Annotated in this window: 24 protein-coding genes; 13 read left to right on the forward strand and 11 right to left on the reverse strand. The window is 69.9% G+C overall.

Translation table 11 applies throughout. The annotated features are described in order from the left end of the window. Positions 1–117 precede the first annotated feature (117 nt). Entirely contained in the window at positions 118–1,803 is a 1,686-nt protein-coding gene (locus IAI59_RS16555) for a tetratricopeptide repeat protein (RefSeq protein WP_207415003.1), read from the reverse strand. Then, positions 1,800–2,108, reverse strand: coding sequence for a BolA family protein (locus IAI59_RS16560; protein WP_207415002.1), 309 nt, complete (start codon positions 2,106–2,108; stop codon positions 1,800–1,802). The genes IAI59_RS16555 and IAI59_RS16560 overlap by 4 nt, the downstream gene beginning before the upstream one ends. A 151-nt stretch (positions 2,109–2,259) precedes the next feature. Between IAI59_RS16560 and IAI59_RS16565 the strand changes: the two genes are divergently transcribed. From IAI59_RS16565 to IAI59_RS16585, 5 genes are all read left to right on the forward strand, one after another. Then, positions 2,260–2,904, forward strand: a complete 645-nt coding sequence (locus IAI59_RS16565; protein ID WP_207415001.1) for a J domain-containing protein — start codon at positions 2,260–2,262, stop codon at positions 2,902–2,904. Positions 2,905–2,945: 41 nt separating this feature from the next. Continuing rightward, positions 2,946–3,953: a cobaltochelatase subunit CobS gene (gene cobS / locus IAI59_RS16570; RefSeq protein ID WP_207415000.1), complete on the forward strand. Its 1,008-nt coding sequence runs from the start codon at positions 2,946–2,948 to the stop codon at positions 3,951–3,953. 61 nt (positions 3,954–4,014) lie between these two features. Continuing rightward, on the forward strand, positions 4,015–5,883 hold the full coding sequence (gene cobT, locus IAI59_RS16575; RefSeq protein WP_207414999.1) for a cobaltochelatase subunit CobT: 1,869 nt from the start codon (positions 4,015–4,017) through the stop codon (positions 5,881–5,883). 126 nt (positions 5,884–6,009) lie between these two features. Then, positions 6,010–6,969 carry an esterase-like activity of phytase family protein gene (locus IAI59_RS16580; protein WP_207414998.1) on the forward strand — a complete coding sequence of 320 codons (960 nt, stop codon included), beginning with the start codon at positions 6,010–6,012 and terminating at the stop codon, positions 6,967–6,969. Positions 6,970–7,135: 166 nt separating this feature from the next. Next, the gene (locus IAI59_RS16585; protein ID WP_207443815.1) at positions 7,136–8,257 is read left to right on the forward strand and encodes an acyltransferase family protein; all 1,122 of its coding nucleotides are present in this window, start codon (positions 7,136–7,138) and stop codon (positions 8,255–8,257) included. Between the two features lie 3 nt (positions 8,258–8,260). Here the strand turns inward: IAI59_RS16585 and IAI59_RS16590 are convergent, their stop codons facing one another. From IAI59_RS16590 to IAI59_RS16605, 4 genes are all read right to left on the reverse strand, one after another. Further along, positions 8,261–9,016, reverse strand: a complete 756-nt coding sequence (locus IAI59_RS16590; RefSeq protein ID WP_207414996.1) for a sensor histidine kinase — start codon at positions 9,014–9,016, stop codon at positions 8,261–8,263. 143 nt (positions 9,017–9,159) lie between these two features. After that, positions 9,160–9,465: a 50S ribosomal protein L28 gene (gene rpmB, locus IAI59_RS16595; RefSeq protein ID WP_207414995.1), complete on the reverse strand. Its 306-nt coding sequence runs from the start codon at positions 9,463–9,465 to the stop codon at positions 9,160–9,162. Between the two features lie 120 nt (positions 9,466–9,585). After that, the gene (locus IAI59_RS16600) at positions 9,586–9,852 is read right to left on the reverse strand and encodes a hypothetical protein (RefSeq protein ID WP_207414994.1); all 267 of its coding nucleotides are present in this window, start codon (positions 9,850–9,852) and stop codon (positions 9,586–9,588) included. Between the two features lie 88 nt (positions 9,853–9,940). Then, on the reverse strand, positions 9,941–11,800 hold the full coding sequence (locus tag IAI59_RS16605; protein ID WP_237180350.1) for an ABCB family ABC transporter ATP-binding protein/permease: 1,860 nt from the start codon (positions 11,798–11,800) through the stop codon (positions 9,941–9,943). Between the two features lie 127 nt (positions 11,801–11,927). Here IAI59_RS16605 and IAI59_RS16610 point away from each other — a divergent pair, with 127 nt between their 5' ends. Further along, a complete protein-coding gene (locus IAI59_RS16610; RefSeq protein WP_207414993.1) occupies positions 11,928–12,776 on the forward strand; it encodes an NUDIX hydrolase in 849 nt (282 codons plus the stop codon). A gap of 482 nt (positions 12,777–13,258) precedes the next feature. Next, positions 13,259–13,924 (forward strand): PEP-CTERM sorting domain-containing protein, encoded by a 666-nt coding sequence (locus IAI59_RS16615; protein ID WP_237180349.1) that lies wholly within the window; start codon positions 13,259–13,261, stop codon positions 13,922–13,924. A 148-nt stretch (positions 13,925–14,072) separates the two neighbouring features. Here IAI59_RS16615 and IAI59_RS16620 read toward each other — a convergent pair whose 3' ends face one another. Together IAI59_RS16620 and IAI59_RS16625 are read right to left on the reverse strand one after the other, a co-directional pair. Further along, positions 14,073–14,882: a lipid-binding SYLF domain-containing protein gene (locus IAI59_RS16620; protein WP_207414992.1), complete on the reverse strand. Its 810-nt coding sequence runs from the start codon at positions 14,880–14,882 to the stop codon at positions 14,073–14,075. 63 nt (positions 14,883–14,945) lie between these two features. Continuing rightward, on the reverse strand, positions 14,946–15,593 hold the full coding sequence (locus tag IAI59_RS16625; protein WP_237181151.1) for a histidine phosphatase family protein: 648 nt from the start codon (positions 15,591–15,593) through the stop codon (positions 14,946–14,948). 120 nt (positions 15,594–15,713) lie between these two features. Here IAI59_RS16625 and IAI59_RS16630 point away from each other — a divergent pair, with 120 nt between their 5' ends. The 4 genes from IAI59_RS16630 (at position 15,714) to dgt (ending at position 19,670) form a co-directional block, all read left to right on the forward strand. Then, complete coding sequence (locus tag IAI59_RS16630) at positions 15,714–15,995, forward strand: hypothetical protein (RefSeq protein WP_207414991.1); 282 nt, start codon at positions 15,714–15,716, stop codon at positions 15,993–15,995. 73 nt (positions 15,996–16,068) lie between these two features. Continuing rightward, positions 16,069–16,797 (forward strand): metallophosphoesterase, encoded by a 729-nt coding sequence (locus IAI59_RS16635; protein WP_207414990.1) that lies wholly within the window; start codon positions 16,069–16,071, stop codon positions 16,795–16,797. 27 nt (positions 16,798–16,824) lie between these two features. After that, positions 16,825–18,345, forward strand: coding sequence for a D-glycero-beta-D-manno-heptose-7-phosphate kinase (rfaE1, locus tag IAI59_RS16640; protein ID WP_237180348.1), 1,521 nt, complete (start codon positions 16,825–16,827; stop codon positions 18,343–18,345). Positions 18,346–18,356: 11 nt separating this feature from the next. Beyond that, entirely contained in the window at positions 18,357–19,670 is a 1,314-nt protein-coding gene (gene dgt / locus IAI59_RS16645; RefSeq protein WP_207415490.1) for a dGTP triphosphohydrolase, read from the forward strand. Here the strand turns inward: dgt and IAI59_RS16650 are convergent. Further along, complete coding sequence (locus tag IAI59_RS16650) at positions 19,667–20,122, reverse strand: hypothetical protein (protein ID WP_207414988.1); 456 nt, start codon at positions 20,120–20,122, stop codon at positions 19,667–19,669. The genes dgt and IAI59_RS16650 overlap by 4 nt on opposite strands. Positions 20,123–20,410: 288 nt before the next feature. Here IAI59_RS16650 and mgtE point away from each other — a divergent pair, with 288 nt between their 5' ends. Next, the gene (mgtE, locus tag IAI59_RS16655; protein ID WP_207414987.1) at positions 20,411–21,775 is read left to right on the forward strand and encodes a magnesium transporter; all 1,365 of its coding nucleotides are present in this window, start codon (positions 20,411–20,413) and stop codon (positions 21,773–21,775) included. A gap of 182 nt (positions 21,776–21,957) precedes the next feature. After that, entirely contained in the window at positions 21,958–22,167 is a 210-nt protein-coding gene (locus IAI59_RS16660) for a tautomerase family protein (protein WP_272874580.1), read from the forward strand. Here IAI59_RS16660 and IAI59_RS16665 read toward each other — a convergent pair. Continuing rightward, positions 22,154–23,215: an aspartate-semialdehyde dehydrogenase gene (locus IAI59_RS16665; RefSeq protein ID WP_207414985.1), complete on the reverse strand. Its 1,062-nt coding sequence runs from the start codon at positions 23,213–23,215 to the stop codon at positions 22,154–22,156. The two genes, IAI59_RS16660 and IAI59_RS16665, sit on opposite strands and share 14 nt — an antisense overlap. Positions 23,216–23,595: 380 nt before the next feature. Continuing rightward, the gene (locus tag IAI59_RS16670; RefSeq protein WP_207414984.1) at positions 23,596–24,066 is read right to left on the reverse strand and encodes an MmcB family DNA repair protein; all 471 of its coding nucleotides are present in this window, start codon (positions 24,064–24,066) and stop codon (positions 23,596–23,598) included. Positions 24,067–24,095: the final 29 nt, after the last annotated feature.

Genomic DNA, 24,095 nt, shown 5'->3' on the forward strand with positions numbered 1-24,095 from the left:
CTGGAATTTCGGGCCACGGCCGGGCCGGCCGCGTGATCGGGCGCTCCGCCGTCGCGGCTGCCCCGGGAAAACAGACAGAAGAAAGATGGGGCTCGGGGGAACGCATCCCCCCTGGCTTTACCGGCCGAACAACGCCCCCAGGAGCCGCCGCAGCCCGCCGGGGGCGGCCTCCTGCTCCGCCCCAGCCTGCGGCCTCGGCGTTTCCGGCGGCCCCATGCGGCGGGCGATGGCCTGCACGCGGGCGTCGTTGGGCAGGGCGGCGGCGGCGTCGGCCGCCACGTGGCGGGCTTGTTCCAGCCGGCCGGTGCGTTCCAGCACGCGGGCCATGCCGATATGCGCGGCGCCGATCTGCGGGGCCAGCCGCAGGGCCTCGGCGAAATGCGGCTCGGCCTCGGCGGGCTCGCCCACCACCAGCAGCAGCTGGCCCAGCCAGATGCGGTGGCCGGCATCGGCCGGCGCCAGCTCCACCGCCTGCCGCACCAGCGCGATCGCTTCCGGCTGGCGGCCATAGGCGCCCAGCACATGGCTTTTGCCGACCAGGGCGCCGGCATGCTCGGGCACCTGGCTGAGCACGATGTCGAACTGGCTTTGCGCGGCTTCCAGCTTGGCGGCGTTCAGCAGCAGAAAGCCCAGGTGGATGTGCAGCCCGGCATCGCCCGGCGCCTGCCGGGTGCCCTGGGTGGCGATGTCGATGGCCTCGTCCAGGCGGCCTTTGGCGGCCACCACCATGCTCAGCCCCTGGTACACGTGGCTGACGTCGCCGCGCAGCGCCAGGGCGGCGCGGAACGGCGCTTCCGCCGCCTCGCCCTCGCCGATGCCGACCAGCAGGTGGCCGATCTGCGCCTGCACCACGGCGTCGGCCGGGGATTCGGCGGCCTGCTGCAGGGCCAGGGCGCGGGCTTCCGGGCGGCGGCCCTTGTCGATCAGCCGGTGCATGGCGGGCGCCAGCAGGCGCATCACCTCCTGCTCGCGCAGGTTGCGGTGCAGCCCCAGCTGCTCGGCGCGGTTCCACAGCCGGTTGGCCAGGGCCGGGCGGTGGCGCAGAAAGGCGGTGTGGGCGACCCAGAAGAACCAGTGGACATTGCCGTGGCGCCGGGCCCGCAGCTCGCGCCGCAGCCCGTCCAGGTCGGCCGCCATGATGTGGTCGATCACCACGCGCAGAAAGGCCGTCTCGGTCAGCAGCCAGATGGCGGCGTGGCCGACGAACGGCGTGCGCAGCCATTGGATGCCGCCATCGGCCTGCAGCATGCGGGCGTTGCGCAGGTCCTCGGGGTGGTAGGGGTCGGCCATCATGACGCCGAATTCCGGCGCCTCGGCGGCCGTCAGGCGCATGCCGGCATGCAGGGCGGGGTCGTGAAAGGCGTGGAAGCGCTGGTCGTCCGGCAGGTCGGCGGGGCTGATGCTGGCCTGCGGGCAAACGCCCAACGCGCGGCCCGCGCCCAGCAGGCGGGCATATTTCAGCGCGGCATAGCCGCCCATGCTGTAGCCGTAGCACAGCGCCGGCCCCGCCCCCAGCACGGCGCGCACCGCCGGCGCGGCGCGGGCGACGGAGCTGGCGGGAAACCAGTTCTCCCGCTTGGCGACAAAGCCCACCACCGGCAGGCCGAGCCGGGCCGCGGGCTCCTGCGCCCACACGGCGCCGCCGTCCGGGCGAAAGGTCAGGTCGGCGAAGGTGACCAGGGTCAGGGGCGCCGCGCCGTCCTGAGGCGCGGCCGTGGCGGGGCGGTGGATGACAACGATCTCGGCATCCTCGAACAGCACCACGCTGCCCGCCGGGGCAGGCGGGTGGTGGGCGGCGCTCACGGGCGGCGGTCCGCCGCCGCGGCTTCTTCCGGTGTCAGCAGGCGCAGCGACAGGGCGTGCAGACCGCTGCCGAATTCGGCGTCCAGCAGGGCGTGCACGGCGCGCGAGCGCGCCACGCGGGACTGGCCGGCGAAGCCGGGGCTGACCACGCGCACGCTGTAATGCGTTTGTCCCCCCGGGGCGGCGCCAGCATGGCCGGCATGCAGGTGGCTGTCGTCTTGCACCAGGACCTCGGCGGGGGCGAGGCGGGCCTGCAGGAGGTCCTGGATGCGGTGGGCTCGAAGGCTGCTGTCGCGGGCGGTCATCGGGGTTCTTTTCCATGCCCCGCGCGCCCTGCCAAGCGAAAGCTGCGGCGTGGCCCTGGGGCGGCCGCATCGCGCGAAGGTCATGCGGCGGGCGGGAATTGCCGGGCTCTGCGCCTTGCGGCCCGGGGGATGCGGGATCATAAGAGGTCGAATGGCCCGTCGCGGCGAACGCTCCCGATTTGACCGATCCAACGCTCCCCCGTCCGGGCCGCCGTGCGATGCGCCGGGCTGCGAGGCGGTTGGCGAGTTCCGCGCGCCGCGCGACCGCTCCCGGCTGCGCGACTACTACCATTTCTGCCTGGAGCACGTCCGCGCCTACAACCAGGCGTGGGACTACTACAAGGGCATGTCGCCCAACGAGATCGAAACCAACCTGCGCGACGATTCCGGCTGGCAGCGGCCGACCTGGCCGCTGGGGCGCCTGGGCAACACCAAGCTGAGCCCGGAAGCGTTCCGCGACCCCATGGGCCTGTTCGGCCAGGCGCCACCGACACCGCGCAAGAGCGCCAGGGAGGCGCCGCCGGAGCTGCGCGCCGCGCTGGACCTGCTGGGGCTCGGCTGGCCGCTTGAAGAATCCGCATTGCGGGCGAAGTACAAGGAACTCGCCAAGCGTTACCATCCCGACAGCAACGGCGGGGACCGCTCCTTCGAGGAGCGGATGAAGGACATCAACCGCGCCTACAGCCTGCTGCGCAAGCGGCTGGCCGCCATGCCCGCCGAGGGCGCGGGCACGGATGGCGCCGCGGGTTCCGCCGCCGGCGGGCCTTCCCAACCGGCTTCCAGCAGGGCAGCCTGACCGCACGCCCGATCCGCGACACGACTTTCGAAGAGAGCCCGATGAACAACGTCGCTACCCTCCCCGAGACCCGCAGCACCAACGCGATCAACATGCCGGACATCACGGTGAAGGTCCGCGAGGTCTTCGGCATCGACAGCGACATGGAAGTGCCCGCCTTCTCGGTCACCACCGAGCACGTGCCGGAGCGGGACCCGACCTACCAGTTCGACCGCGACACCACGCTGGCGATCCTGGCGGGCTTCGCCTTCAACCGCCGCGTCATGGTCCAGGGCTACCACGGCACCGGCAAGTCCACGCATATCGAGCAGGTGGCGTCGCGCCTCAACTGGCCCTGCCTGCGCGTCAACCTGGACAGCCACATCAGCCGCATCGACCTGATCGGCAAGGACGCCATCGTCCTGAAGGACGGCAAGCAGGTCACGGAATTCCGCGAGGGCATCCTGCCCTGGGCGCTGCAGCACCCCTGCGCCATGGTGTTCGACGAGTATGACGCCGGCCGCCCGGACGTGATGTTCGTGATCCAGCGCGTGCTGGAGGTCGAGGGCAAGCTGACGCTGCTGGACCAGAACAAGGTGATCCGCCCGCATCCGGGCTTCCGGCTGTTCGCCACCGCCAACACGGTGGGCCTGGGCGACACCACCGGCCTGTATCACGGCACGCAGCAGATCAACCAGGGCCAGATGGACCGCTGGAACATCGTGGCGACCCTGAACTACCTGCCGCACGCGCAGGAAAGCAGCATCGTCGCCGCCAAGCTCGGCGTCGCTGCGGGCGACACGGCGGGCAAGAAGCGCATTGACGCCATGGTGGCGCTGGCCGACCTGACGCGCGCGGGCTTCATCGCGGGGGACATCTCCACCGTCATGTCGCCGCGCACCGTGATCACCTGGGCGGAGAACACCCGCATCTTCGGGGACATCGGCTTCGCCTTCCGCGTGACCTTCCTGAACAAGTGCGACGAGGCGGAGCGCGCCACGGTGGCCGAGTACTACCAGCGCTGCTTCAACGAGGAGATCCCGACCGGCCTGATGGTTCGCAAGAACTGAGGTGCGGCCGGTGGGGGCACGTCCGCCCCCGCCGCATGGGATCGGCGCGGGAGAACAGTTGATGAGCGGCACCAAGGACCAGACGCGCCAGGAAGAGTTCAAGCGCGCCACCGCCGGCGCCCTGCGGGCGATCGCCCGCAATGCCGAGGTGCAGGTCACCTACCAGCCCGGCCCGTCCGGCGTCGCCGGCAAGCGGGCCAGGCTGCCCCTGCCCACGCGCTCGCTGCCGCCGGCCGAGATGGCCCGGCTGCGCGGCGCCTCGGACGCCATCGCGCTGCGGCTCCGCCACCATGACGAGGCGGCCCACGCCGCCCGCACGCCGCCCCGCCGCGAGGCGCGCGAGGTGTTCGACGCGCTGGAGCAGGCGCGGGTGGAGGTGGTGGGCAGCCGGCACATGCCCGGCGTCGCCGCCAACCTGGACGCCAAGCTGGCCGAAACCTGCGAGGCCGAGGGCTATGACCGCATGACGCGCAAGGACCAGCTGCCGCTGACCGCGGCGCTGTCCCTGCTGGCGCGCGAGAAGCTGTCCGGCGAGCCGGCGCCCGCCGCCGCCAGCCGCGTGCTGGACCTGTGGCGCGACACGCTGGGCGAGAAGGCCGAGACCGCCCTGGCCGAGATGGCCCAGGCCAGCGAGGACCAGGACGCCTTCGCCCGCGCCGCCCGCAAGCTGCTGACCGCGCTGGATCTGGCCGAGGCCGAGGTCGAGGCGGAATCCGAGGAGGAGTCCGAGGGCGAGGATTCCGGCGAATCCTCCCCGCAGCAGGACAGCTCCACCGAGGGCGAAAGCCAGACGCAGGACAGCGAGCAGGCCATGGGCGCGCAGCCCGAGGCCATGCAGGGCGACGCCGCCGAGGAAGAGGGCGAGTCCGACGAGCAGGAAGGCGTCGCCGCCGAGGGCGAGGACCGCCCGGGCGGCCCGCAGCAGCGCAAGGAGGTGGCGCCGTCCGACGACGCCTCCGCCTACCGCCCCTTCACCAAGCAGTTCGACGAGGAGATCGAGGCGGAGGAGCTGTGCGACGCCGAGGAGCTGGCCCGCCTGCGCCAGCAGCTCGACCAGCAGCTCAGCCACCTGCAGGGTGTCGTGTCCAAGCTGGCCAACCGGCTGCAGCGCCGCCTCTTGGCGCAGCAGCAGCGCGCCTGGGAGTTCGACCTGGAGGAAGGCGTGCTGGACGCCGCCCGCCTGGCCCGCATCGTGGTCAACCCCATGCTGTCGCTGTCCTACAAGCGCGAGCGCGAGGCGGATTTCCGCGACACCGTGGTCACCCTGCTGATCGACAACTCCGGCTCCATGCGTGGCCGCCCCATCTCGGTCGCCGCCATGTGCTGCGACATCCTGGCCCGCACGCTGGAACGCTGCTCGGTCAAGGTGGAGATCCTGGGCTTCACCACCCGCGCCTGGAAGGGTGGCCAGTCGCGTGAGCGCTGGGTGCAGGAAGGCAAGCCGCGCAACCCCGGCCGCCTGAACGACCTGCGCCACGTGATCTACAAGTCCGCCGACGCGCCCTGGCGCCGGGCCCGCAAGAACCTGGGCCTGATGCTGCGCGAGGGACTACTCAAGGAGAACATCGACGGCGAGGCGCTGGACTGGGCGTATCGCCGCCTGCGCAACCGCCCCGAGAAGCGCCGCATCCTGATGGTGGTCAGCGATGGCGCGCCGGTGGACGACAGTACGCTCTCGGTCAACCCGGGCAACTACCTGGAGCGCCACCTGCGCAAGGTGATCGCCGAGATCGAGCAGCGCGAGGCGGTGGAGCTGATCGCCATCGGCATCGGCCACGACGTGACGCGCTACTACCGCCGCGCCGTGACCATCGTGGACGCCGAGGAGCTGGGCGGCACCATGATGAAGAAGCTGGCCGAGCTGTTCGACGAGGATGCCGCCGCGGCCTATCAGCGCGCGGCGACCGAGCGGGCGCCCGCCATCGCCTGACCTGCTGGCGCGGAAGGGGCCCTGCCCTTCCCGGCCCGCGCCCCTCCCCGTCTCGGTGACACCGGCAAAGGAAGCGACTGGATGACGCGCGGGCGCGGGGGATCGCGTCCCCTGCCTGGGGGCGCGGTGCCCCTTCCAAGGCCGCAGGCCCCACGCCGCCTTGCCCTGGCCCTGCTCGCCTCCGGCCTGCTGGCCGCCTGCGCGCCGCCGCACGGCCCGCCCGCCACGCCCCTGCCCCCCTTGCCCTTGCCCGCCGCCCATCCGTTGCGATCGCTGGGCGGGCTGCTCCTGAACCGCGACGTGATCGGCTTCGGGGGCCTGTCCGGGCTGCATGTGGACGACAACCTGCGGCTGACCGCGATCAGCGATACCGGTCGCTGGCTGCGGGCGCGACTGGTGCTGGACGAGGCCGGCCACCCACAGGGGCTGGCGGAGCTGGAAAGCGGACCGCTGTCGGATGGGCTGCCGATCAGCCTGCCGGGCCGCTTCTCGGTGGATGCCGAATCCCTGGCGCGCCTGCCCGACGGGCGCTTTCTGGTGGGGTTCGAACGCTGGCACCGCATCCGCGCCTATGACGGCATCAGCAGCTGGGGCGAACCCGTGGAGGCCCCGCCCGGCCTGTCCGCCGCGCCGCTGAACGCCAGCCTGGAAAGCCTGGCCGTGCTGGCCGATGGCCGCTGGCTGGTGATCACGGAGGGGCTGGAACACGCCCCTGGCCTGCTGCGCGGCTGGGTGGGCGCCCCTGGTGCCTGGACGCCCCTCGCCTTCCGTCCCACCCCGGGCTTTCTGCCGACGGACCTGACCCCCCTGCCCGATGGCGGTGCGCTGCTGGTGGAGCGGCGGTTCAACGTCTGGGAACGCGGCTTCAGGGGCCGGCTGCTGCGCATTCCCCCGGAACGGCTGGCCGCGCTGACAGCCGGCAGCGTGCTGGCCGGCGACGTGCTGCTGACCGAGGCGGAGTTGCCGCGGGAGAACTGGGAAGGCGTCAGCACCTTCGCCTGGCAGGGCCGCCGGCTGGTGGCCATGGTGACGGACGACAACGAGTTCTTTTTGCAGAAAGGCCTGCTGCTCCTGTTCAGCTTCTGATCATCGGTTTCATCAAATATTTGTTATATTACGAGATATCACCAATGTTTACGGTGCATCGCACTTGACCCTGGCAGCTCGATGCTTGGTTATAGGTCTTCTTTGATAGAGAAAAGAAATGATCTCAGGTCTTCCACGTCCAGTTGAACGACTTGATCAACTAGATATGCTACGTGGGATCGCTTCTTTGGTCGTCGTATTGAATCATTATGTTCAGACGGTCCCAGAAGATATTCGCTACTTGACCAGTTATCCGCTAGGCATTTTTGACCCTGCCGCGTGGCTGACACCATGGCCGTGGTTACGCGCAAGTCCGTTTCGGCTGCTGGTAGCTGGGCAAGCAGCAGTTGATCTGTTTTTTGTTCTCAGCGGGTTTGTTTTGGCGTTTAGCATCCGTCGTGATTGGCAGCCGAACACCGTGGTGTTTTTAGTAAAGCGGTTTTGCCGCATTTATCTGCCATTTCTCATTGTTTTATTGATGACTGTCGGAGTTTACAACGCATTACCAATAAAATTTCACGCTGGCAACAGTATCTGGATGAACGAAATTACATCGAACGCTGCCGCATCTATCGATGATTGGTTTTCGCACCTTCTTTTGACTGGCCTGAATACTGATATGCGCCTTAATCCGGTTATGTGGACGCTGGTTCATGAACTTCGGATCTCACTCATAATGCCAGTCCTATTCCTCGCTATCCGATGCTTTGGAACGATGCCTGTGCTGGTTACCAGCCTCCTCCTGTCTATTGCTGCATCTGTAGGAATGAACGACTCTATTTCCGGGACATGGCAGGCGAGCCTCCACTTCCTGTGGATGTTTGTCTTGGGCATGACGATCGCTATTCACCGCCGCGCACTGTTGGACCGGTTGGTGTCCTGGTCCCGATGGCAATTTGCCATGGCAGTGGTACTGGCGCTCGGATTGATGGCGGTACCCTTCTCACGGGTTTGGGCCGATTTTGCGATCGCCCCAGGTGCGGGGTTGTTAATTGCGCTGACGATGCACCCCTCGGTCGGACGACGGATGCAGGGTGTACGTCCGCTCCGCTGGCTAGGACAAATATCTTATAGCCTATATTTGGTTCATCTTCCTATACTAGTAATCCTCGTGTCTTATACCGATTTTTCCCCATCCATCATTTTAGTGATTAGCCTTGCAGCTGCTCACCTTGCTTATCTGGGCATAGAAAAGCCGGCCCAACAACTAGGCTCGCTGTTAGGCCGGATGATCTGCATTCACCGTGACATGACCCTGCGGGTGGCATCGGGCGGTGATCCCGTTTAGCAGTCAAGTCATCACCACCCGGGCCCGCGGCAGGGTCAGCCAGGCGCGGGCGCCGATGCCGGGCACCGCCTCCACCGTCAGGTCGCCACCATGGGCGCGCAGCAGGTCGCGCGCCACGACCAGCCCCAGCCCCATGCCGCGGGTGCCGCCGGAGGTCAGGCCATCGAGATCCTCGCCGGCATGACCGTCGCCCTCATCCTCGACCACGATGGCGACGCTGTCATCGGCGCGCACCAGACGCAGCCGCACGGCATCGCCGTCACGCGTTTGGCGGATCACGCGGGTCAGAACCTGCCGCAGCGCCCCGCACAGCGCCCGGCGGTCGGCGGCCAGGGTCAACTGGCGCAGTTCCGGAGCCACCCGCCAGGCGCGGCGGCCCGGCGTCAGGGATTGCGCGATCTGCCCGATCACCTCGTCCAGCACCGGGCCCAGCTCCGTCTCGCCTTCGCGCAGCACGCGCGGGCCGGCGGCATGGGCCAAGAGGTCGGACACGTCGGCGGACAGGCCCAGCAGGGCCCGGGCACGGCCTTCCAGCCCCTTGTCCGGCACCCCGGCCCGGGCTGCTGTGGCATAGCCCAGCAGCGCCAGCCCGTGCCCCTGCATCTCCTGCGCCAGGAGGCCGAGGTAGCGGCTGCGCGACTCCAGGTCGCGCTCGGCCTGCGCCACCTGGGCGTCCGCGCGCCGGCTGGTCCGCCACGCGGCCAGGCCGGGCACGCCGGCACAGACCAGCAGGGCGGCGACCACCATCAACAAGGGCAAGGAAATCTCCATCCCCTCATGCTGTGGGAGGATGGTTAACAAAGGCTGAATGATCACTCAAAAATGAGATCGGCGATCCAGCAAAAAGGGCGCCTCCCGCTTTCGCGGTGGCGCCCTTCCTGAAGCCAGGAAACCGGGGTTCCTCAGGCGGCGGCGGCGGTCGCCTTCTTGGCCTGGGCGCGCATGATGCGGCGCTTCAGGACCTGCGCCTCGACCGGCAGGCTGCGGTTCGGCGTGGTGGTCAGGAACGCGTCCAGGCCGCCATTGTGCTCGATCGTGCGGATGCCGTTGGTCGACAGGCGGATCTGGATCGAGGTGCCCAGCACGTCGGAGAAGAACGAGGTCTCCTGCAGGTTGGGCAGGAAGCGGCGGCGGGTCTTGTTGTTGGCGTGGCTGACGTTGTTGCCGGCCTGAACGCCCTTACCGGTGATCGCGCAACGGCGAGCCATGGCAGTACCCTTTATGCAGCAGGCTGGGCACGCACGGGCACCGCTCGCCTAGAGTTTGAGATCAGGAAGCGGCGTATGGCCCGCCGCCTTGCGCGAGTCAAGGATTCGCCGGCCGGCGCCTCAGCCGTTGCCGGCGGTGGGCGGGCTGGACTGGCGCAGCTCCTCCAGCTCGCCGGACTCGACCGAATGCAGCGCCGAACGCAGCACGTTGGCGATGGCCGGGTCCTTCATGCTGCGCGCCATCAGCCCGAGCGCGCCGCCCAGCAGCGCGGACGCCACGGAGATCGGGGCGATGTTCTGCCCGATCATGTATTCGATCGACTTGTCCACCACCGAGCCGGCGTGGCTGAGGTCCTCGGGGGCCATTCCCTGCGGATCGAGTTGCATGCGATGCCCTCCTGGATGCGGCTGGCTCACATAGTCAGTGGGGCGCGCCGGGGAAAGCCCCGGCGCGCCGAAGCTTTGCGCCTGGGGCTCAGGGCGCCGCGCCGGTGGCGCGGGCGGCTTCCTGCGCGGCCGCGGCGGCCTCGGCGGCGGCCACCGCCTCGGACTGGCGGCGCCACATCTGGGCATACAGGCCATCGGCGGCCATCAGCGCCGCGTGGCTGCCCTGCTCGGCGATGCGGCCCTCGGCCAGCACGATGATCTCGTCCGCTTCCACCACCGTGGACAGGCGGTGGGCGATCACCAGCGTGGTGCGCCCGGCGGAGACGCCCCGCAGCGCCGCCTGGATGTCCTGTTCCGTGCGGGTGTCGAGCGCTGAGGTCGCCTCGTCCAGGATCAGGATGCGCGGGTTCTTCAGGATGGTGCGGGCGATGGCCACCCGCTGCTTCTCGCCGCCCGACAGCTTCAGGCCGCGCTCGCCCACGCGGGTGTCGTAGCCGTCCGGCAGGCGCAGCACGAAGTCGTGCACCTGCGCCAGCCTGGCCGCCTCCTCCACCTCGGCGTCCGAGGCGCCGGGGCGGCCATAGGCGATGTTGTAGCGGATGGTGTCGTTGAACAGCACGGTGTCCTGCGGCACCACGCCGATGGCGGCGCGCAGGCTGTCCTGGGTGATGTCGCGGATGTCGTGGCCGTCGATGCGGATATGGCCCGACTGCGCATCATAGAAGCGGAACAGCAGGCGGGAGATGGTGGACTTGCCGGCGCCGGTGGGCCCGACGATGGCCAGCGTCCGCCCCGGCGGCACCGACACGGACACGCCCTTCAGAATGGTGCGGTCCGGCCGGTAGCCGAAGCGGATGTCCTGGAACTCCAGCGCGCCCGGGCCGGGCGGCAGGACCACGGCGCCGGGGGCATCGGCCACCTCGCGCTCCTCGCGCATCAGGGTGAACATCGCTTCCATGTCCACCAGCCCCTGCTTCAGCTCGCGGTATACGAAGCCCAGGAAGTTCAGCGGCAGGTAGAGCTGGATCAGGTAGGTGTTGACCAGCACGAAGTCGCCGACGCTCATCCGCCCGGCCTGCACGCCATAGGCCGCCATCAGCATCACCACCGTCAGGCCGATGGCGATGATCGCGCTCTGGCCCATGTTCAGCCAGTTCAGCGTCACCTCGGAGCGGATGTAGGCACTCTCGTAGCGCGCCTGGGAAGCATCGTAGCGCCGCTCCTCATGCGCCTCGTTGCCGAAATACTTGACCGTCTCATAGTTCAGCAGGCTGTCGACGGCCTTGGTGTTGGCGTCCTGGTCCATCTCGTTCATCTGCCGGCGGAAGCGCAGCCGCCAGTCGGTGAACATCAGGGTGAAGGCGATGTACAGGCCGATGGTGACCAGCGTCACCACGGCGAAGGACCAGTCGAACATCCCCCACAGGATGACGGCCACCATCAAGACCTCGATCAGGGTCGGGATGATGCTGAACAGCATGAAGTCGAGCACGAAGTTGATGCCCTTGGTGCCGCGCTCGATGACGCGGGAGAGCCCCCCCGTCTGCCGGTCCAGGTGGAAGCGCAGGCTCAGCGCGTGCAGGTGGTGGAACACCTGCCGCGCGATGGTGCGCGCCGCCCGCGCCTGCACCCGCACGAAGACCGCGTCGCGCAGCTCGGCGAACCAGGAGGACAGCACGCGCAGCAGGCCGTAGCCCAGCACCAGCGCGATGGGCACCGCCACCAGCGCCACGGCGCCCTGCTTGGGCGTCAACGCATCCACGGCGCGGGCATAGGCGATCGGCACCAGGACGTTGGCGCCCTTGGCCACCAGCATCAGCGCCAGCGCCACCACCACGCGGATGCGCAGCCCCCGCTCCCCCTTGGGCCAGAGATAGGGCGCCAGGGTTCGCAGGGTCGCGCCATGGCCACGCTCGGGAACCGGCGCGGAAGTGGTATCGAGCGGCAAAACGGGAAACTCCGGGGGTGGTCGGTTGCCGGTTACATGGCGCCGGGCCAGGGGGCTGGCAATGTGCCGGGGGCGCATGGCACCTGCCGCATTGCCCGGCCGGGCGGCAAAGGCCACAACGGCAGGCATGGACGGCTTCTTCCGGCACATCGATGCCTGCAACAACCTGGCCTCGCCGGCCGGGCTGATCCCCTTCCGCATCCTGAGCGAGCAGGTCGGCTGGCTGCAGCCCGAACTGGCGCGCTGGCTGGCCTTCCGGCCGCAGCACTTCCACTTCGACGCCGCCGGCGCCGCGCTGTCCACCCGCCTGCGCGGCCTGGGCGCGCGGGATTCCGCCCTGGCGGACGCGGTGCGCGGCCTGGCGCGCGCCGGCTTCCTGACGGAGCGGGACGAGCCGTTCGACGTGCGCGCGGGTATCGAGGGCCCGGTGTTGGCGCGGCTCGACCGCGGCGCCATCCCGGCCTTCGGCGTCATGGCGCAGGGGGTGCACCTGAACGGCTTGGTGCGGCGGCCGGACGGGCTGCACATCTGGCTGGGGCGGCGCTCCACCCGCAAGGCGGTGGCCCCGGGGCAGTGGGACAACATTGTCGCCGGCGGCACCCCCGCCGGGCTGGACGCAACGGAAACCCTGATCAAGGAAGCCGGCGAGGAAGCGGGCCTTTCGCCGGAGCTGGTCGGCCGCGCGCAGCCGGTATCGCGCCTCACCTATAACATGGCGCAGGAAGGCGGGCTGCGGCGGGACGTGCTGCACGTCTTCGACCTTGAGCTGCCGGAAGATGTCGTGCCGGTGCCGCATGACGATGAGGTGGAGCACTTCGAACTGTGGCCGGCGCGGCGGGTGCTGGAATTGGTACGAGACACCGATAGTGTAAAGTTTAACGTCAACCTGGTGCTGACCGACCTGTTCCTGCGTGAAGGGCTGCTTGACGCCGATAGCTTGGAAGGCCGGAAGTTGGCGGAAGCCTTGCGAGGTTGAGATCGAGGGTGAGAGCTCACGCCAGCATTGGCCGGATGGCGATTTGCGTGCAGAGAAACGAAATCCGCCCTTTGCAATACGCTTCCGATTCATCACGCTCATTCAGAAGATGAATCATGATATAATTTCATCCATTCGTATGGTTCATTTCACGTGCCTAGAGATTTTTCTCGCAAATTTCGTGGATTTATTTGTAAAAAATTCCGACAAAGCTCTTCGATTTGCCGCCTCACTGAGCTTTTCGCAGCTGCAACACGTGAGCGAACCGGATCACACGGAGAAGGCGCGATGAGACCGCCCTTATCGGCCCAGTCCCTGACGAAATCGCGAGGAGGATGGCCGAGCTTGTCGAAATCCTTTACAGGCCTCTAACGCGAGCAGGATCGGCGGGACTAAACCCTTGATCGACAAGGGTTCCGAGAGTTGGCACGGGTGTTGCAGTAAAGGCTGCGGGCATAGGTCCCAGCCAGGAGATCACGATCATGAACGCTTCCATCAAGTACGGCGCCGCTCTCGTTGCCGCCCTCGCCATGTTCGGCGCTGCCGCCCAGGCCGCTCCGATCTCGACCAACCCGACCATCCAGTCGGGCAACTACACCTTCAGCAACTTCACCATCGCCGTGACCAGCCAGGGCAGCGCCCTGCCGACCACCGGCGCTGGCAACGCGGTTGACGTGAGCGGCCTTTCGGGCGCCAACGGCATCCAGATCAGCAGCGGCTTCACCGCCGTGGGCGCCAGCAGCTTCAGCGACGCCGCGATCAGCTACGTCGTCACCGGCACCGCCGGCCTGACCTCGGTCGGCCTGTCGTTCGACGGCACGTTCCTGGGCCTCGCCATCTCCTCGGTGACCGAGACCATCTACGCTGACGCCGCCCGCCAGAACCTGGTCGGCCAGAACTATGTCAGCTGCTCGATCGATGGCTGCAGCCGCACCGCGTCGATCTCCCTGAACGGTTCCTACGACACGCTGTACGTGACCAAGGACATCAATGTGTCCTCGTTCCAGGCCGGTGACCGCGCGCAGACCAGCGTCATCACCCAGACCTACGGCCCGACCGCCGTTCCCGAGCCGATGAGCATCGCGCTGTTCGGCACGGGCCTGGTCGGCCTCGGCCTGGTGCGTCGCGCCCGCAAGGCCGCGAAGTAAGCTACGCGCCCGGCCGCGACAGCGGCCGTGCGGGAAGGGCCGGGCTCCCACGGGGGTCCGGCCTTTCCGCTGGTTGGGACCAGCCTCCAAGCAAAACGGGCCCGGCATCGCTGCCGGGCCCGTTTCGTGTTCGGGGCCGCCGCGCGGCTCAGCGCAGCGGCGTGGCCGTCACGCCGCCCTGGTAGGCGGGCGGCTGGTAGGCCGGTGCCTGCTGCTGGAACTGCGGCTGGGGTTGCTGAACCTGGGCAGCCGCGGCGGCGGTGCCGAAGCGCATCAGCGCCGCCCGCAGCGGGTCCGCCCCCGGGTTGTGCGCCGCCATGTCGATGACGATCTGCCGCGACGAGGAATCGCGCCCGTAATAGGCCCGGTTGGATTCGCTGCGGCTGCTCATCAACGAGCCGTCCAGCGCCAGCCCGGCATACAGGCCCCGCGCGCGGGCCACGGTCACGATGTCCGCGCCCACCGCCGCCGTGGTGGCACCCGCGATGCCGCCACCCAGCGTCGCCACCGCGATGGAGGCATCGGCGCCGATCTTGAACTGGCTGTCCAGCAGCGCACTCAGCCCCTTGTCGGTCAGGATCATCATCATGACCTGCGCGTCCTGCACGCCCACCTGGAAGCCGATGCTGCCGGCGCCCAGGCTGTAGAAGGCGGGCGAGGACCAGGAGCCCGCGCCGTCGCGCGCCATCAGCACGCAGGAGCCGCCCTGGCCGCCGACGATAAAACCGGCGCGGAAGATGCGCGGGCACACCATCACGGCGCGCGACCGGCGCAGCAGCCCCACCGCGTCGGTTTGCGGCCCCTCGGAGCCGCTCAGCATTTCCTGGACCGTCAGCGTGGCGCGGTCGACCAGCGACTGTTCCTCGCCCTGCGACCCGCTGGCGCAGGCGGGCAACAGCGCCGCCACCGCCAATGTCACCGGAATGCCGAACCACTTCAGGAAGATCGAGCGCCGCATGAATAACCCCTGGCAAACCTTTGGCCTGACATGGCCGTATGGCGCCAGCGTGGCAAGCGCAAGTTACGCCGGGGTGAGCGGTGGCTCTTCATTCACGGAAACCACGCGCCAGTCCCCGCCCACGCGCTCCAGCCGCGTCAACGACAGGTTCTTGACGGACAGTTGAAAGGCCTGGTGGGCGTCCAGCCGCAGGGCATGGGCCACCGCGGCGCGGATCGAGCCGCCATGCGCGATGATCACCACGTCCTGTCCCGGCATGTCCGCCGCCATGCCGTCCAGCGCCGGGCCGACGCGGCCGATCACGTCGGCCAGGCTTTCGCCGCCGGGCGGCTTTTCCTCCGCCCCGTGCGGCCAGAAGGGGTGGGCGGGCGTGGTCAGGCGGGCGGTGAATGCCTCGTGCGTGATGCCCTGCCACTCACCCAGATGCTGCTCCACCATGCGGGGCTCGATCTCCAGCGCCGCCGCGGGGTAGCCGGCGGCGAAGATCGCGGCGGCCGTCGCCTGCGTGCGCGACAGCGGGGTGGTGAACCAGCGGGCGCCGGGCGGCAGCCGCGCGGCGAGCCACTGATAGGCGCTGGCATCCTGCACCAGCGCTAGGGCGCAGATCGCCACGTCCATGTCGCCGTACATGACGGTGCGGGCCGAGGGCTCGACAATGGCGTGGCGGATCAGAAAGAAGCGGGTCGGCCGGGGGGCGGGGATCTGGGTCACGGCCACCGCTTATAAGGCGGGCGGCGATTCCTGGGAACGACCCCGGTGTTCATGCTTCGTTCAAGCCACCTGCGGCAGGATGCCCGCCGCCCCGCCCCGGGGCCGAAGGAGCATGACAAGATGTCTGTCCCCCCCATGCCTGCCCCGCCGTCCCCTGACGACAGCGGCTGGGCGGCCGCCGCCGGCCAGCTCAGCCTGGCGCTGCAGCCGCCCGCCTGGCCGAGTTTCGCGCCGGATGCCGCGGCGCCCCCGCTGGTGGTGATCGGCCACGACTACACCGGGCCGGGTCCGGCCGGCGACGTGGACAAGGCCTGGACCACCGGCCTGCCGGCGGATGATCCGTTTCTGCGCCTGCTGGCCGGGCTGGCACAGGGCACGCCGGACGCCGTCTGGCTCGGCTGAGGCGCCAGGCGCGGTCACGCAACACGCCGGCCGGCTCTGGCGCCGGCGCGCGGCACGGTGTTTTCTCCAGCCGATGCCCGCGCCCAAGCTGCTTCTCGCCCCCGCCGCCCTGCCCCCCGGTCTGCGGGTTTATGCGATCGGCGACGTGCATGGCTGCGCGATGCGGCTGGCGGCGCTGCATGCCGCCATCGCGGCGGACTGGGCGGCCTGGCCTGCGGCCCGCGCGGCGGTGGTGCATCTGGGCGACTACGTGGACCGGGGGCCGGACAGCCCCGGCGTCCTGGCGCGCATCGCGGCTCCGCCGCCGGTCGCGGGCGCCGAATCGGTGGCGCTGCGCGGCAATCACGAGGCGATGATGCTGGACGCGCTGGCCCCGGGCGCCACGCCGGCGGCGCGGGAGCACTGGCTGCGCAATGGCGGCCGCACCACGCTGCGCGACTTCGGCGGCGCGGTGCCGGATGCGGTGCTGGCGCAGCTGCGCGCCCTGCCCTTGTTCTGGCAGGCCGGCGGCTACCGCTTCGTGCATGCCGGGGTGGACCCGTGCCGCGGCTGGGCCGCGCAACGGGAACAGGATCTTCTGTGGATGCGCGAGCCCTTTCTGTCCTGGCCCACAGCGCTGGACGCGGTCTACGTGCACGGCCACACCCCGGCGGCGGAACCCGAGGTCTGCGGCCACCGCATCGGCATCGACACCGGCGCGGTGGGCGGCGGCGCGCTGACCGCGCTGGTGCTGGAAGGCGACGGTCTGCGCTTCCTGCAGGCCCTGCCCGGCACCCCCGCAACGAGCCTGTCTTGCGCCTGAGGCCAGGGCTGCGCTAGGCCGTTGGCGATGCAAGGCGACAGGCCCCCTGGCGATCCGGCGTTCCCGCCCGAGCTGCCATCCTTCCCCGTGACCGAAACCACCGGCCCCGACCTGGCCGAGGCGGTGCGGCAGCTGCGCCGCGCCTCCGTGCTGGTGGTGGGCGACGCCATGCTGGACCGCTACGTCTACGGTGTGGTCCGCCGCATCAGCCCCGAAGCGCCGGTGCCGATCCTGGCCGTGGACCGCGAGGTGGCGATGCCCGGCGGCGCCGGCAACGTGGTGCGCAACCTGACCGCCCTGGGCGCGGCCGTGGCCTTTCTGTCCGTGGTGGGCGACGACCAGGCGGGCAGCGACCTGACCGGGCTGATCGGCGGCCAGCCGGGCGTCGAGCCCTGGCTGCTGGTGCAGGGCGGCCGGGCGACCACCAGCAAGACGCGCTACATCGCCTCCGGCCAGCAGATCATGCGCGCCGACCATGAGATTTCCCGCGCCATCCATGAGCGGCTGGCCGACCGGCTGGTGCGCATCGCGGCCGACACGGTCGCGGCCTGCTCCGTGATGGTGCTGTCGGACTACAACAAGGGCGTGCTGGCGGGCGAGGTGCCGGCCCGGCTGATCGCCGCCGCGCGCGCCGCCGGCCGCCGCGTGGTGGTGGACCCCAAGGGCCACGACTACAACCGCTATGCCGGTGCCGACATCGTCACCCCCAACCGGGGCGAGCTGGCCCAGGCCACCGGCATGCCGGTGGACACGGAACAGGAGATCGTGCTCGCTGCCCGCGCGCTGCGCGAGGCGCACGGCTTCGGTGCCGTGCTGGTGACGCGCAGCGAGGACGGCATGACGCTGCTGGACGGCGACGCGCTGCACCACTTCCCGGCCGAGGCGCCGGAGGTGCACGACGTGTCCGGCGCCGGCGACACGGTGGTGGCGGTGCTGGCGGCGGGCCTCGCCTCCGGGCTGGCGCTGCCGGTGGCGGCGCGGCTGGCCAACATCGCGGGCGGGCTGGTGGTCGGCAAGGTCGGCACCGCCGTGGCGCGCGAGAACGACCTGCTGGAAGCGCTGACGCCCGAGCGCGGCACCTTGCGCAAGGTGATGCGCCGCGCTTCCGCGGCCGAGCAGGTGGAGCGCTGGCGGCAGCGCGGCTGGCGCGTCGGCTTCACCAACGGCTGCTTCGACCTGCTGCACCCCGGCCACGTGCACCTGCTGGAGCAGGCGAGGAGCTGGTGCGACCGGCTGGTGGTGGGCGTCAATGCCGACAGCTCGGTCAAGCGCCTGAAGGGCCCGTCCCGCCCCATCCAGCCCGAGGCCGCGCGCGCCGCCGTGCTGGCCTCGCTGTCCACCGTGGACCTCGTGACCGTGTTCGACGAGGACACGCCCGTGGAGCTGATCCGGCTTTTGCGGCCCGATGTGCTGGTCAAGGGGGCGGACTACACCGTGGCCCAGGTGGTGGGCGGTGAGCTGGTGCAGGAATGGGGCGGCGTGGTGAAGCTGGCCGAGTTGCTGCCGGGCAATTCCACCACCGCCACCGTCGCCCGGATGCGCGGCTGACGCCGGTGGCCATGGACTGGGGCGCGCTGTTCAACACCGGGCGCTTCCCCGACCGCCCGGCGCGCGACGACCCCGGCCGCAACCCCTTCCAGATCGACCAGGACCGCATCGTCTTTTCGCGCCCCTTCCGGCGGCTGCAGCAGAAGACCCAGGTGCACACCATGATCGGCAACGCCCATGTGCGGAACCGGCTGGTGCACACGCTGGAGGTGGCCTCCATCGGCCGCTCGATCGGCTTCGGCGTCGGTGCCGCGCTGCGACAGGACCTCGCCGCCGCCGGGCGCACGCCGGACGACCTCGGCTACCTCGTGCAGGCGGTGTGCCTGGCGCATGACATCGGCAACCCGCCCTTCGGCCATGCCGGCGAGGAGGTGATCGGGCATTTCATGGCCGAATGGCTGGACCACGGCCCGGGCCGGGACCTGGCGCTCGACGACGACCTGCGCTTCTTCGATGGCAACGCCCAGGGCTTCCGCATCCTGACGCGGGCGGATGGCTACCGCGAGCGCGGCGGGCTGCGGCTGACCTTCGCCAGCCTGGGCGCCTTTATCAAGTATCCCTGGTCGGCGGCGGATGCACGGGCCGCGCGGCGCGGCGTGCCGGGCGTGAAGTTCAACCACTTCGCCACGGAAGCCGAGGGCTTCGCCGCCGTGGCGCGCGAATGCGGCCTGTCCGGCCCCCTGCCCCGCCACCCCGCCGTGTGGCTGATGGAGGCCGCCGACGACATCACCTACGGGCTGGCCGACATGGAGGATGCCGTGGAGCTCGGCATCGTGTCCTTTGATCGCTACGCCGCGCTGGTCAAGCCGCTGGCCCAGGTGACGGATGCGCGCATCGCCGACGAGGACGGCGAGCAGCAGAAGATCGCGCTGCTGCGCTCGGCCGCCGCCGGCACCATGATCCGCGCTTCCATCGATGCCTTTCGCGAATGGACCCCGGCCCTGCTGGGCGGCGCGCAGCCACCGGGCAAGGGCCTGCCGGACCTGTTGCCGGCCGAGGTGCGCGAGCCCTTCGCGGCGCTGGCGCGGGCCAACAGCGACACGCTCTACATGCATCCGCGCAAGGTGCAGTTCGAGATCGGCGCGCGGGACGTGCTGGAAAAGACGCTGGGCGTGTTCCTGGAAGCCAGCCTCGCCTTCGTGCAAGTGGATGGCGACGAGGAAAAGCTGCCGCTGCGCGCGCAGCAGGCGCTGGTGCTGATGCAGGACTACCGCCCCCGCCGGAGCTTTTCCGCCAGCGAGACGCTGCGCTGCGCCATCGACTTCGTGGCCGGCATGACGGACGACTACGCCGCCACGCTGGCCGCCCGGCTGCGCGGCCTTTAGCGGCCCACTGGCTCCATCCGCACCACCGCCGGCGGCGGCGGCACGACGGCCGGCACCGGCTGGCGCAGGCAGCCGCGCACGATGGGCGCGCACACGCCGTCCTGGCCGCCCACGTCGTCGTTGTCGCCGGTGTAGTTCAGCCCGATCACGCGCCCCTGCGCCACGCGGAACAGCGCGTGGCAATAGCTGCCGCTGTTGCCGGTGGTGAAGCCGCCCAGCACCGGGATCTCGATGTTCAGGCCGCCGGTGTTGGCGTTCTTCTGCTCGTAGGACAGCAGTTCCGTGCCATCGCCCAGCGTGCTGCGGCGGGTCGGGATGCCGGCGCAAGATTGCAAGTCGTTCACGTCCATGCCCACCAGCCGCTGCTTTCCCTGTTCCGCCACGCGGGCCCCGGGCGAGGTGCAGGCCGCCGCCGCCAGCAGCAGCAGGGGCATCCATCGGCGAAGGGTCATCGGCGCTCCTGTCATGCATTAAGGGGCGGCAATTGGGGTCCCGGGCGGGCGGATGGAACCCCTGACTCCGGGCTTGACGCCGTTTGGGCGCGGGTTCATGGCAGCCGCGCGGCACCCGGTCCCTGCGGTCCGGCGCCGCTCCCAGGAACCCCGATCACCATGCCCAGCGCCAGTCCAACCGACAGTCATAGTCGACGGTCCGCGCCTTCCGCGGCCCTGCGCTGATCCGGCCCTGAGCGGCCGGCTCGCCGCGTGGCCCCGCCCGGCGCGGACGCCCCGAGGTGAGCCATGTACGACCTGCTGCCCCCCACCGCCGCCTTCGGCGCGGCGCCCCACCCCTGCGCGACCGGCCACATCGCCGACCTGGTCGAGCACATCAACGACCTGCCCGACGCCGAGGCCTCGGCCCTGCTGGCCACCCTGCCGGCCGAGCGCGCGGTGGAGCTGTTCGACAGCCCGGAGCTGAACCGCGCCGGCGGCCTGCTGCTGTCGCTGCCCGCGCCGGCCGCCACGGCGCTGCTGGCCGGCATGTCCGCCGACCGCGCGGCCGACGTGCTGCGCCTGCTGGGGCGCGACACCCAGGCCACGCTGCTGCGGCCCCTGGAGCCGGAGCCCGCCGGCGCGCTGAAGCGCCTGCTGGCCTGGCCCGAGCACAGCGCCGGCAGCCTGATGACCACGGAATTCGTCAGCCTGCCCAGCACCGTCACGGTGGCCGAGGCGCTGGCGCATATCCGCGCCGTGGAACGCACGCGGGAAACGATCTACGCGCTGTACCTGCTGGACCCGCGCAGCCAGGCGCTGGTGCGCACCATCTCGCTGCGCCGGCTGATCATGGGCGAGCCGGGCGACCGCGTGCTGGACCTCGCCCTGCCCCGCCCGCCCGTGACCGTCTCGGCCGAAACCGACCGCACGGATGTCGCGCGGCTGTTCGCGCGGCACGACCTGCTGGCGGTGCCGGTGGTGGATGCGCGCGGCCACGTGCTGGGCATCGTCACGGTGGATGACGTGATCGACGCCATCGTGGACCAGGGCACCGAGGACACACACCGCTTCGGCGGCATGGAGGCGGTGGACAAGCCCTACCTGCGCATCGGCTTCGGGGAGATGCTGCGCAAGCGCGCCGGCTGGCTGTGCGTGCTGTTCCTGTCGGAGATGCTGACGGCCAGCGCCATGCAGCACTTCGAGGCGGAGCTGGAAAAGGCCATCGTGCTGACGCTGTTCATCCCGCTCATCATGAGCAGCGGCGGCAATTCCGGCTCCCAGGCCACCTCGCTGCTGATCCGCGCCCTGGCGCTGGGGCAGGTGAAGCTGGGCGACTGGTGGCGCGTGGCGCTGCGCGAGCTGCCGACCGGGCTGGCGCTGGGCGCAATCCTGGGCGTGCTGGGCATGGGGCGGATCGCGCTGTGGCAGCAGCTCGGCATCTACGACTACGGCGAGCACTGGGTGCTGGTGGCGCTGACGGTGGGGCTGGGGCTGATCGGCATCGTGCTGTTCGGCTCCATGGCGGGCTCGATGCTGCCGTTCCTGCTGAAGCGCGTGGGCTTCGACCCGGCCAGTGCCTCGGCGCCTTTCGTGGCCACGCTGGTCGATGTGACGGGGCTGGTGATCTATTTCAGCGTGGCGCTGGCCGTGCTGCGTGGGACGCTGCTGTAAGGAAAGGCCAGGGAAGGAATTCCCCGGACCCCTTCTTTTCTTTTTGCCAGTCTCCGGATGCGCTTTCAGGCACCCGGTGCGCCCTTTCAACAAGCGGCAGCAGACAGAAAAAAGATGGGGGCTCGGGGGAATTCCTTTCCCCGACCTTCTCCTCGCTCCCCGCCCATGGAACGCTGCCGGTTCTGAACACGACAAGGACTCGGACAATGCCCGAAATCATGGTCTTCGCCGCCGCCGGCCGCACCGTGGAGCAGAAGCGCGGCCTAGCGCGCGACCTGACGGAAGCGATGGTCAAGAACTTCGGCGTGCCAGCCGAGTCCGTGACGGTGCAGATCGTGGAATCCGCCCTCGACTCCAAGGCCAAGGGCGGGGTGCTGTTCAGCGACCGCTGAGCAGCCGCTCGGCGATCTGCACGGCGTTCAGCGCCGCGCCCTTCAACAGCTGGTCGCCGGCCACGAACATCGCCAGCGAGCGGCCGGACGGGTCGCCCAGGTCGGTGCGCAGGCGGCCGACCAGCACGTCGTCCTGGCCGCTGGCTTCCGACGGCATGGGGAAGTGGTTGCGGGCGCGGTCGTCGACCAGCCGCAGGCCGGGCGCGGCTTCCAGCAGGCGGCGGGCTTCCTCGACGCTCACCACCTCGTCGAACTCCACGGTCAGCGCCATGGCGTGGGCGCGCAGCACCGGCACGCGGATGCAGGTAATGCCGATGGGCAGCTCCGCCGCGCCCAGGATGCGGCGGGTTTCGGCGATCACCTTGGTTTCCTCGCCGTTGTAGCCGCTGGCCTCGTCCATCTCCGCGTTGTGGCTGAACAGGTTGAAGGCGTAGGGGTGCGGCAGGACCTTGGGCTCGAAGCTCTCGCCCTGCAGAGAGGCGGCGGTGGAAAGGCGCAGTTCCTCCATCGCGGCGGCGCCGGCGCCGGAGGCGGCCTGGTAGGTGGCGGCCTGCAGGCGGCGGATCGGGTGCGCACGGTGCAGCGGCGCCAGGGCCACGGTCGCGATGGCGGCGACGCAGTTGGGGTTGGCGACGATGCCGCGATGCTGCGCCAGGGCGGCGGCGTTCACCTCCGGCACCACCAGCGGCACCTCGGGGTCCATGCGGAAGGCGGAGGAATTGTCCACCACCACCGCGCCAGCCTTCACAGCCGCCGCCGCATAGCGCTTGGAGATGCCGGAGCCGGCCGAAAACAGCGCGATGTCCACGCCCTCGAAGCTGTTGTCGTCCAGCGCCTCGACGCCGATGTCCTTACCCCGGAAATGCATGGTCTTGCCGGCCGAGCGCGGCGAGGCCAGCAGCTTCAGGCGGGACAGCGGGAAGCCGCGTGCTTCCAGGCAGCCCAGCAGTTCCACGCCCACGGCGCCGGTGGCGCCGACAATGGCGACGACGGGGCTGGCGGCGGTCACGCGGCGGAATTCGGCGGGGGCGTCGAGGGTGGTGCTCATGGTCTCTCGTCCGTTCATGGACCGGGAGAGACGGGCGCCGTGTCCGGCGGGCCCCGTCCGTCTCCGGCGGGGCCTTCTGGTGCTATTCCGCGGCGGTCACCGCGCAGACACCAGAGGACGCCCCGCCGGAGCGGTCGTCTTGGTAATGCGCTTGATGATGATCGTCGCGAACATGGGGCGGAGGCTTAGCCAGGGGCGCGCGGGGGCGTCAATCGGAATTCAGTGCAGAAACAGAAAGGCCGGGGGAAGGAATTGCCCCGGACCCCCATCTTTTTTCTTTCCGTTCCCACGCATCCGCCTGCTCGGCGCACCCGCTTCACGGGCGGCAAACAGACAGAAAGAAACGAAGGGGTCCGGGGAATTCCTTCCCCGGCCTTGCTCTACTCCACCCGCAAGGCGGCCCGCATCTCGGCAGCGCCCGCCGGGTCCGCCAGGAACTGCAGCCGCGCCGCCGCGAGGCGCGCGTAGCGCAGCAGCAGCGCGCGGCGGCGGGCGGGGGCCAGCTTGTGCTCGGCCGGGTGGCGCAGGATGGCGGCCTCGCCCTCGTCGGCGACGATCAGGCCGACATCCTCGGGGATCAGCTCCTGCGGGAAGTCGAGGTCCACGGCGAAGTAGAGCTTGTCGCAGAACTCGCGGTATTCGCGCCACTTCAGGTCGGTCAGGAAGTCGCGGGCGCAGGACTTCACCTCGATGGCGGTGAAGCCGCCATCGTTGTCCAGGGCCAGCAGGTCCATGCGCCGGCCGTTGGGCAGGGAGACCTCGGGCACGGCGGTCCAGCCCAGCAGGGCGCAGAGGCGGGAGGCCGCGCGGCAGACGCGCAGCGTGCGTTCGGGGGGCAGCAGCTCGGACATGGGGCGTTAGTTCGCACTCTGTTCCCTCG

Origin of the sequence: Roseomonas haemaphysalidis (assembly GCF_017355405.1) — a bacterium.
GTDB classification, from domain to species: domain Bacteria; phylum Pseudomonadota; class Alphaproteobacteria; order Acetobacterales; family Acetobacteraceae; genus Pseudoroseomonas; species Pseudoroseomonas haemaphysalidis.

What these genes read in the sequence shown, in the direction of transcription:
- IAI59_RS16560 (WP_207415002.1), bottom strand. Translation starts at nt 2,108, where the DNA reads ATGACCGCCCGCGACAGCAGCCTTCGAGCCCACCGCATCCAGGACCTC.
- IAI59_RS16565 (WP_207415001.1), top strand. Translation starts at nt 2,260, where the DNA reads ATGGCCCGTCGCGGCGAACGCTCCCGATTTGACCGATCCAACGCTCCC.
- cobS (WP_207415000.1), top strand. Translation starts at nt 2,946, where the DNA reads ATGAACAACGTCGCTACCCTCCCCGAGACCCGCAGCACCAACGCGATC.
- cobT (WP_207414999.1), top strand. Translation starts at nt 4,015, where the DNA reads ATGAGCGGCACCAAGGACCAGACGCGCCAGGAAGAGTTCAAGCGCGCC.
- IAI59_RS16585 (WP_207443815.1), top strand. Translation starts at nt 7,136, where the DNA reads ATGCTACGTGGGATCGCTTCTTTGGTCGTCGTATTGAATCATTATGTT.
- rpmB (WP_207414995.1), bottom strand. Translation starts at nt 9,465, where the DNA reads ATGGCTCGCCGTTGCGCGATCACCGGTAAGGGCGTTCAGGCCGGCAAC.
- IAI59_RS16600 (WP_207414994.1), bottom strand. Translation starts at nt 9,852, where the DNA reads ATGCAACTCGATCCGCAGGGAATGGCCCCCGAGGACCTCAGCCACGCC.
- IAI59_RS16610 (WP_207414993.1), top strand. Translation starts at nt 11,928, where the DNA reads ATGGACGGCTTCTTCCGGCACATCGATGCCTGCAACAACCTGGCCTCG.
- IAI59_RS16615 (WP_237180349.1), top strand. Translation starts at nt 13,259, where the DNA reads ATGAACGCTTCCATCAAGTACGGCGCCGCTCTCGTTGCCGCCCTCGCC.
- IAI59_RS16620 (WP_207414992.1), bottom strand. Translation starts at nt 14,882, where the DNA reads ATGCGGCGCTCGATCTTCCTGAAGTGGTTCGGCATTCCGGTGACATTG.
- IAI59_RS16630 (WP_207414991.1), top strand. Translation starts at nt 15,714, where the DNA reads ATGTCTGTCCCCCCCATGCCTGCCCCGCCGTCCCCTGACGACAGCGGC.
- IAI59_RS16635 (WP_207414990.1), top strand. Translation starts at nt 16,069, where the DNA reads ATGCCCGCGCCCAAGCTGCTTCTCGCCCCCGCCGCCCTGCCCCCCGGT.
- rfaE1 (WP_237180348.1), top strand. Translation starts at nt 16,825, where the DNA reads ATGCAAGGCGACAGGCCCCCTGGCGATCCGGCGTTCCCGCCCGAGCTG.
- dgt (WP_207415490.1), top strand. Translation starts at nt 18,357, where the DNA reads ATGGACTGGGGCGCGCTGTTCAACACCGGGCGCTTCCCCGACCGCCCG.
- IAI59_RS16650 (WP_207414988.1), bottom strand. Translation starts at nt 20,122, where the DNA reads ATGACCCTTCGCCGATGGATGCCCCTGCTGCTGCTGGCGGCGGCGGCC.
- mgtE (WP_207414987.1), top strand. Translation starts at nt 20,411, where the DNA reads ATGTACGACCTGCTGCCCCCCACCGCCGCCTTCGGCGCGGCGCCCCAC.
- IAI59_RS16665 (WP_207414985.1), bottom strand. Translation starts at nt 23,215, where the DNA reads ATGAGCACCACCCTCGACGCCCCCGCCGAATTCCGCCGCGTGACCGCC.
- IAI59_RS16670 (WP_207414984.1), bottom strand. Translation starts at nt 24,066, where the DNA reads ATGTCCGAGCTGCTGCCCCCCGAACGCACGCTGCGCGTCTGCCGCGCG.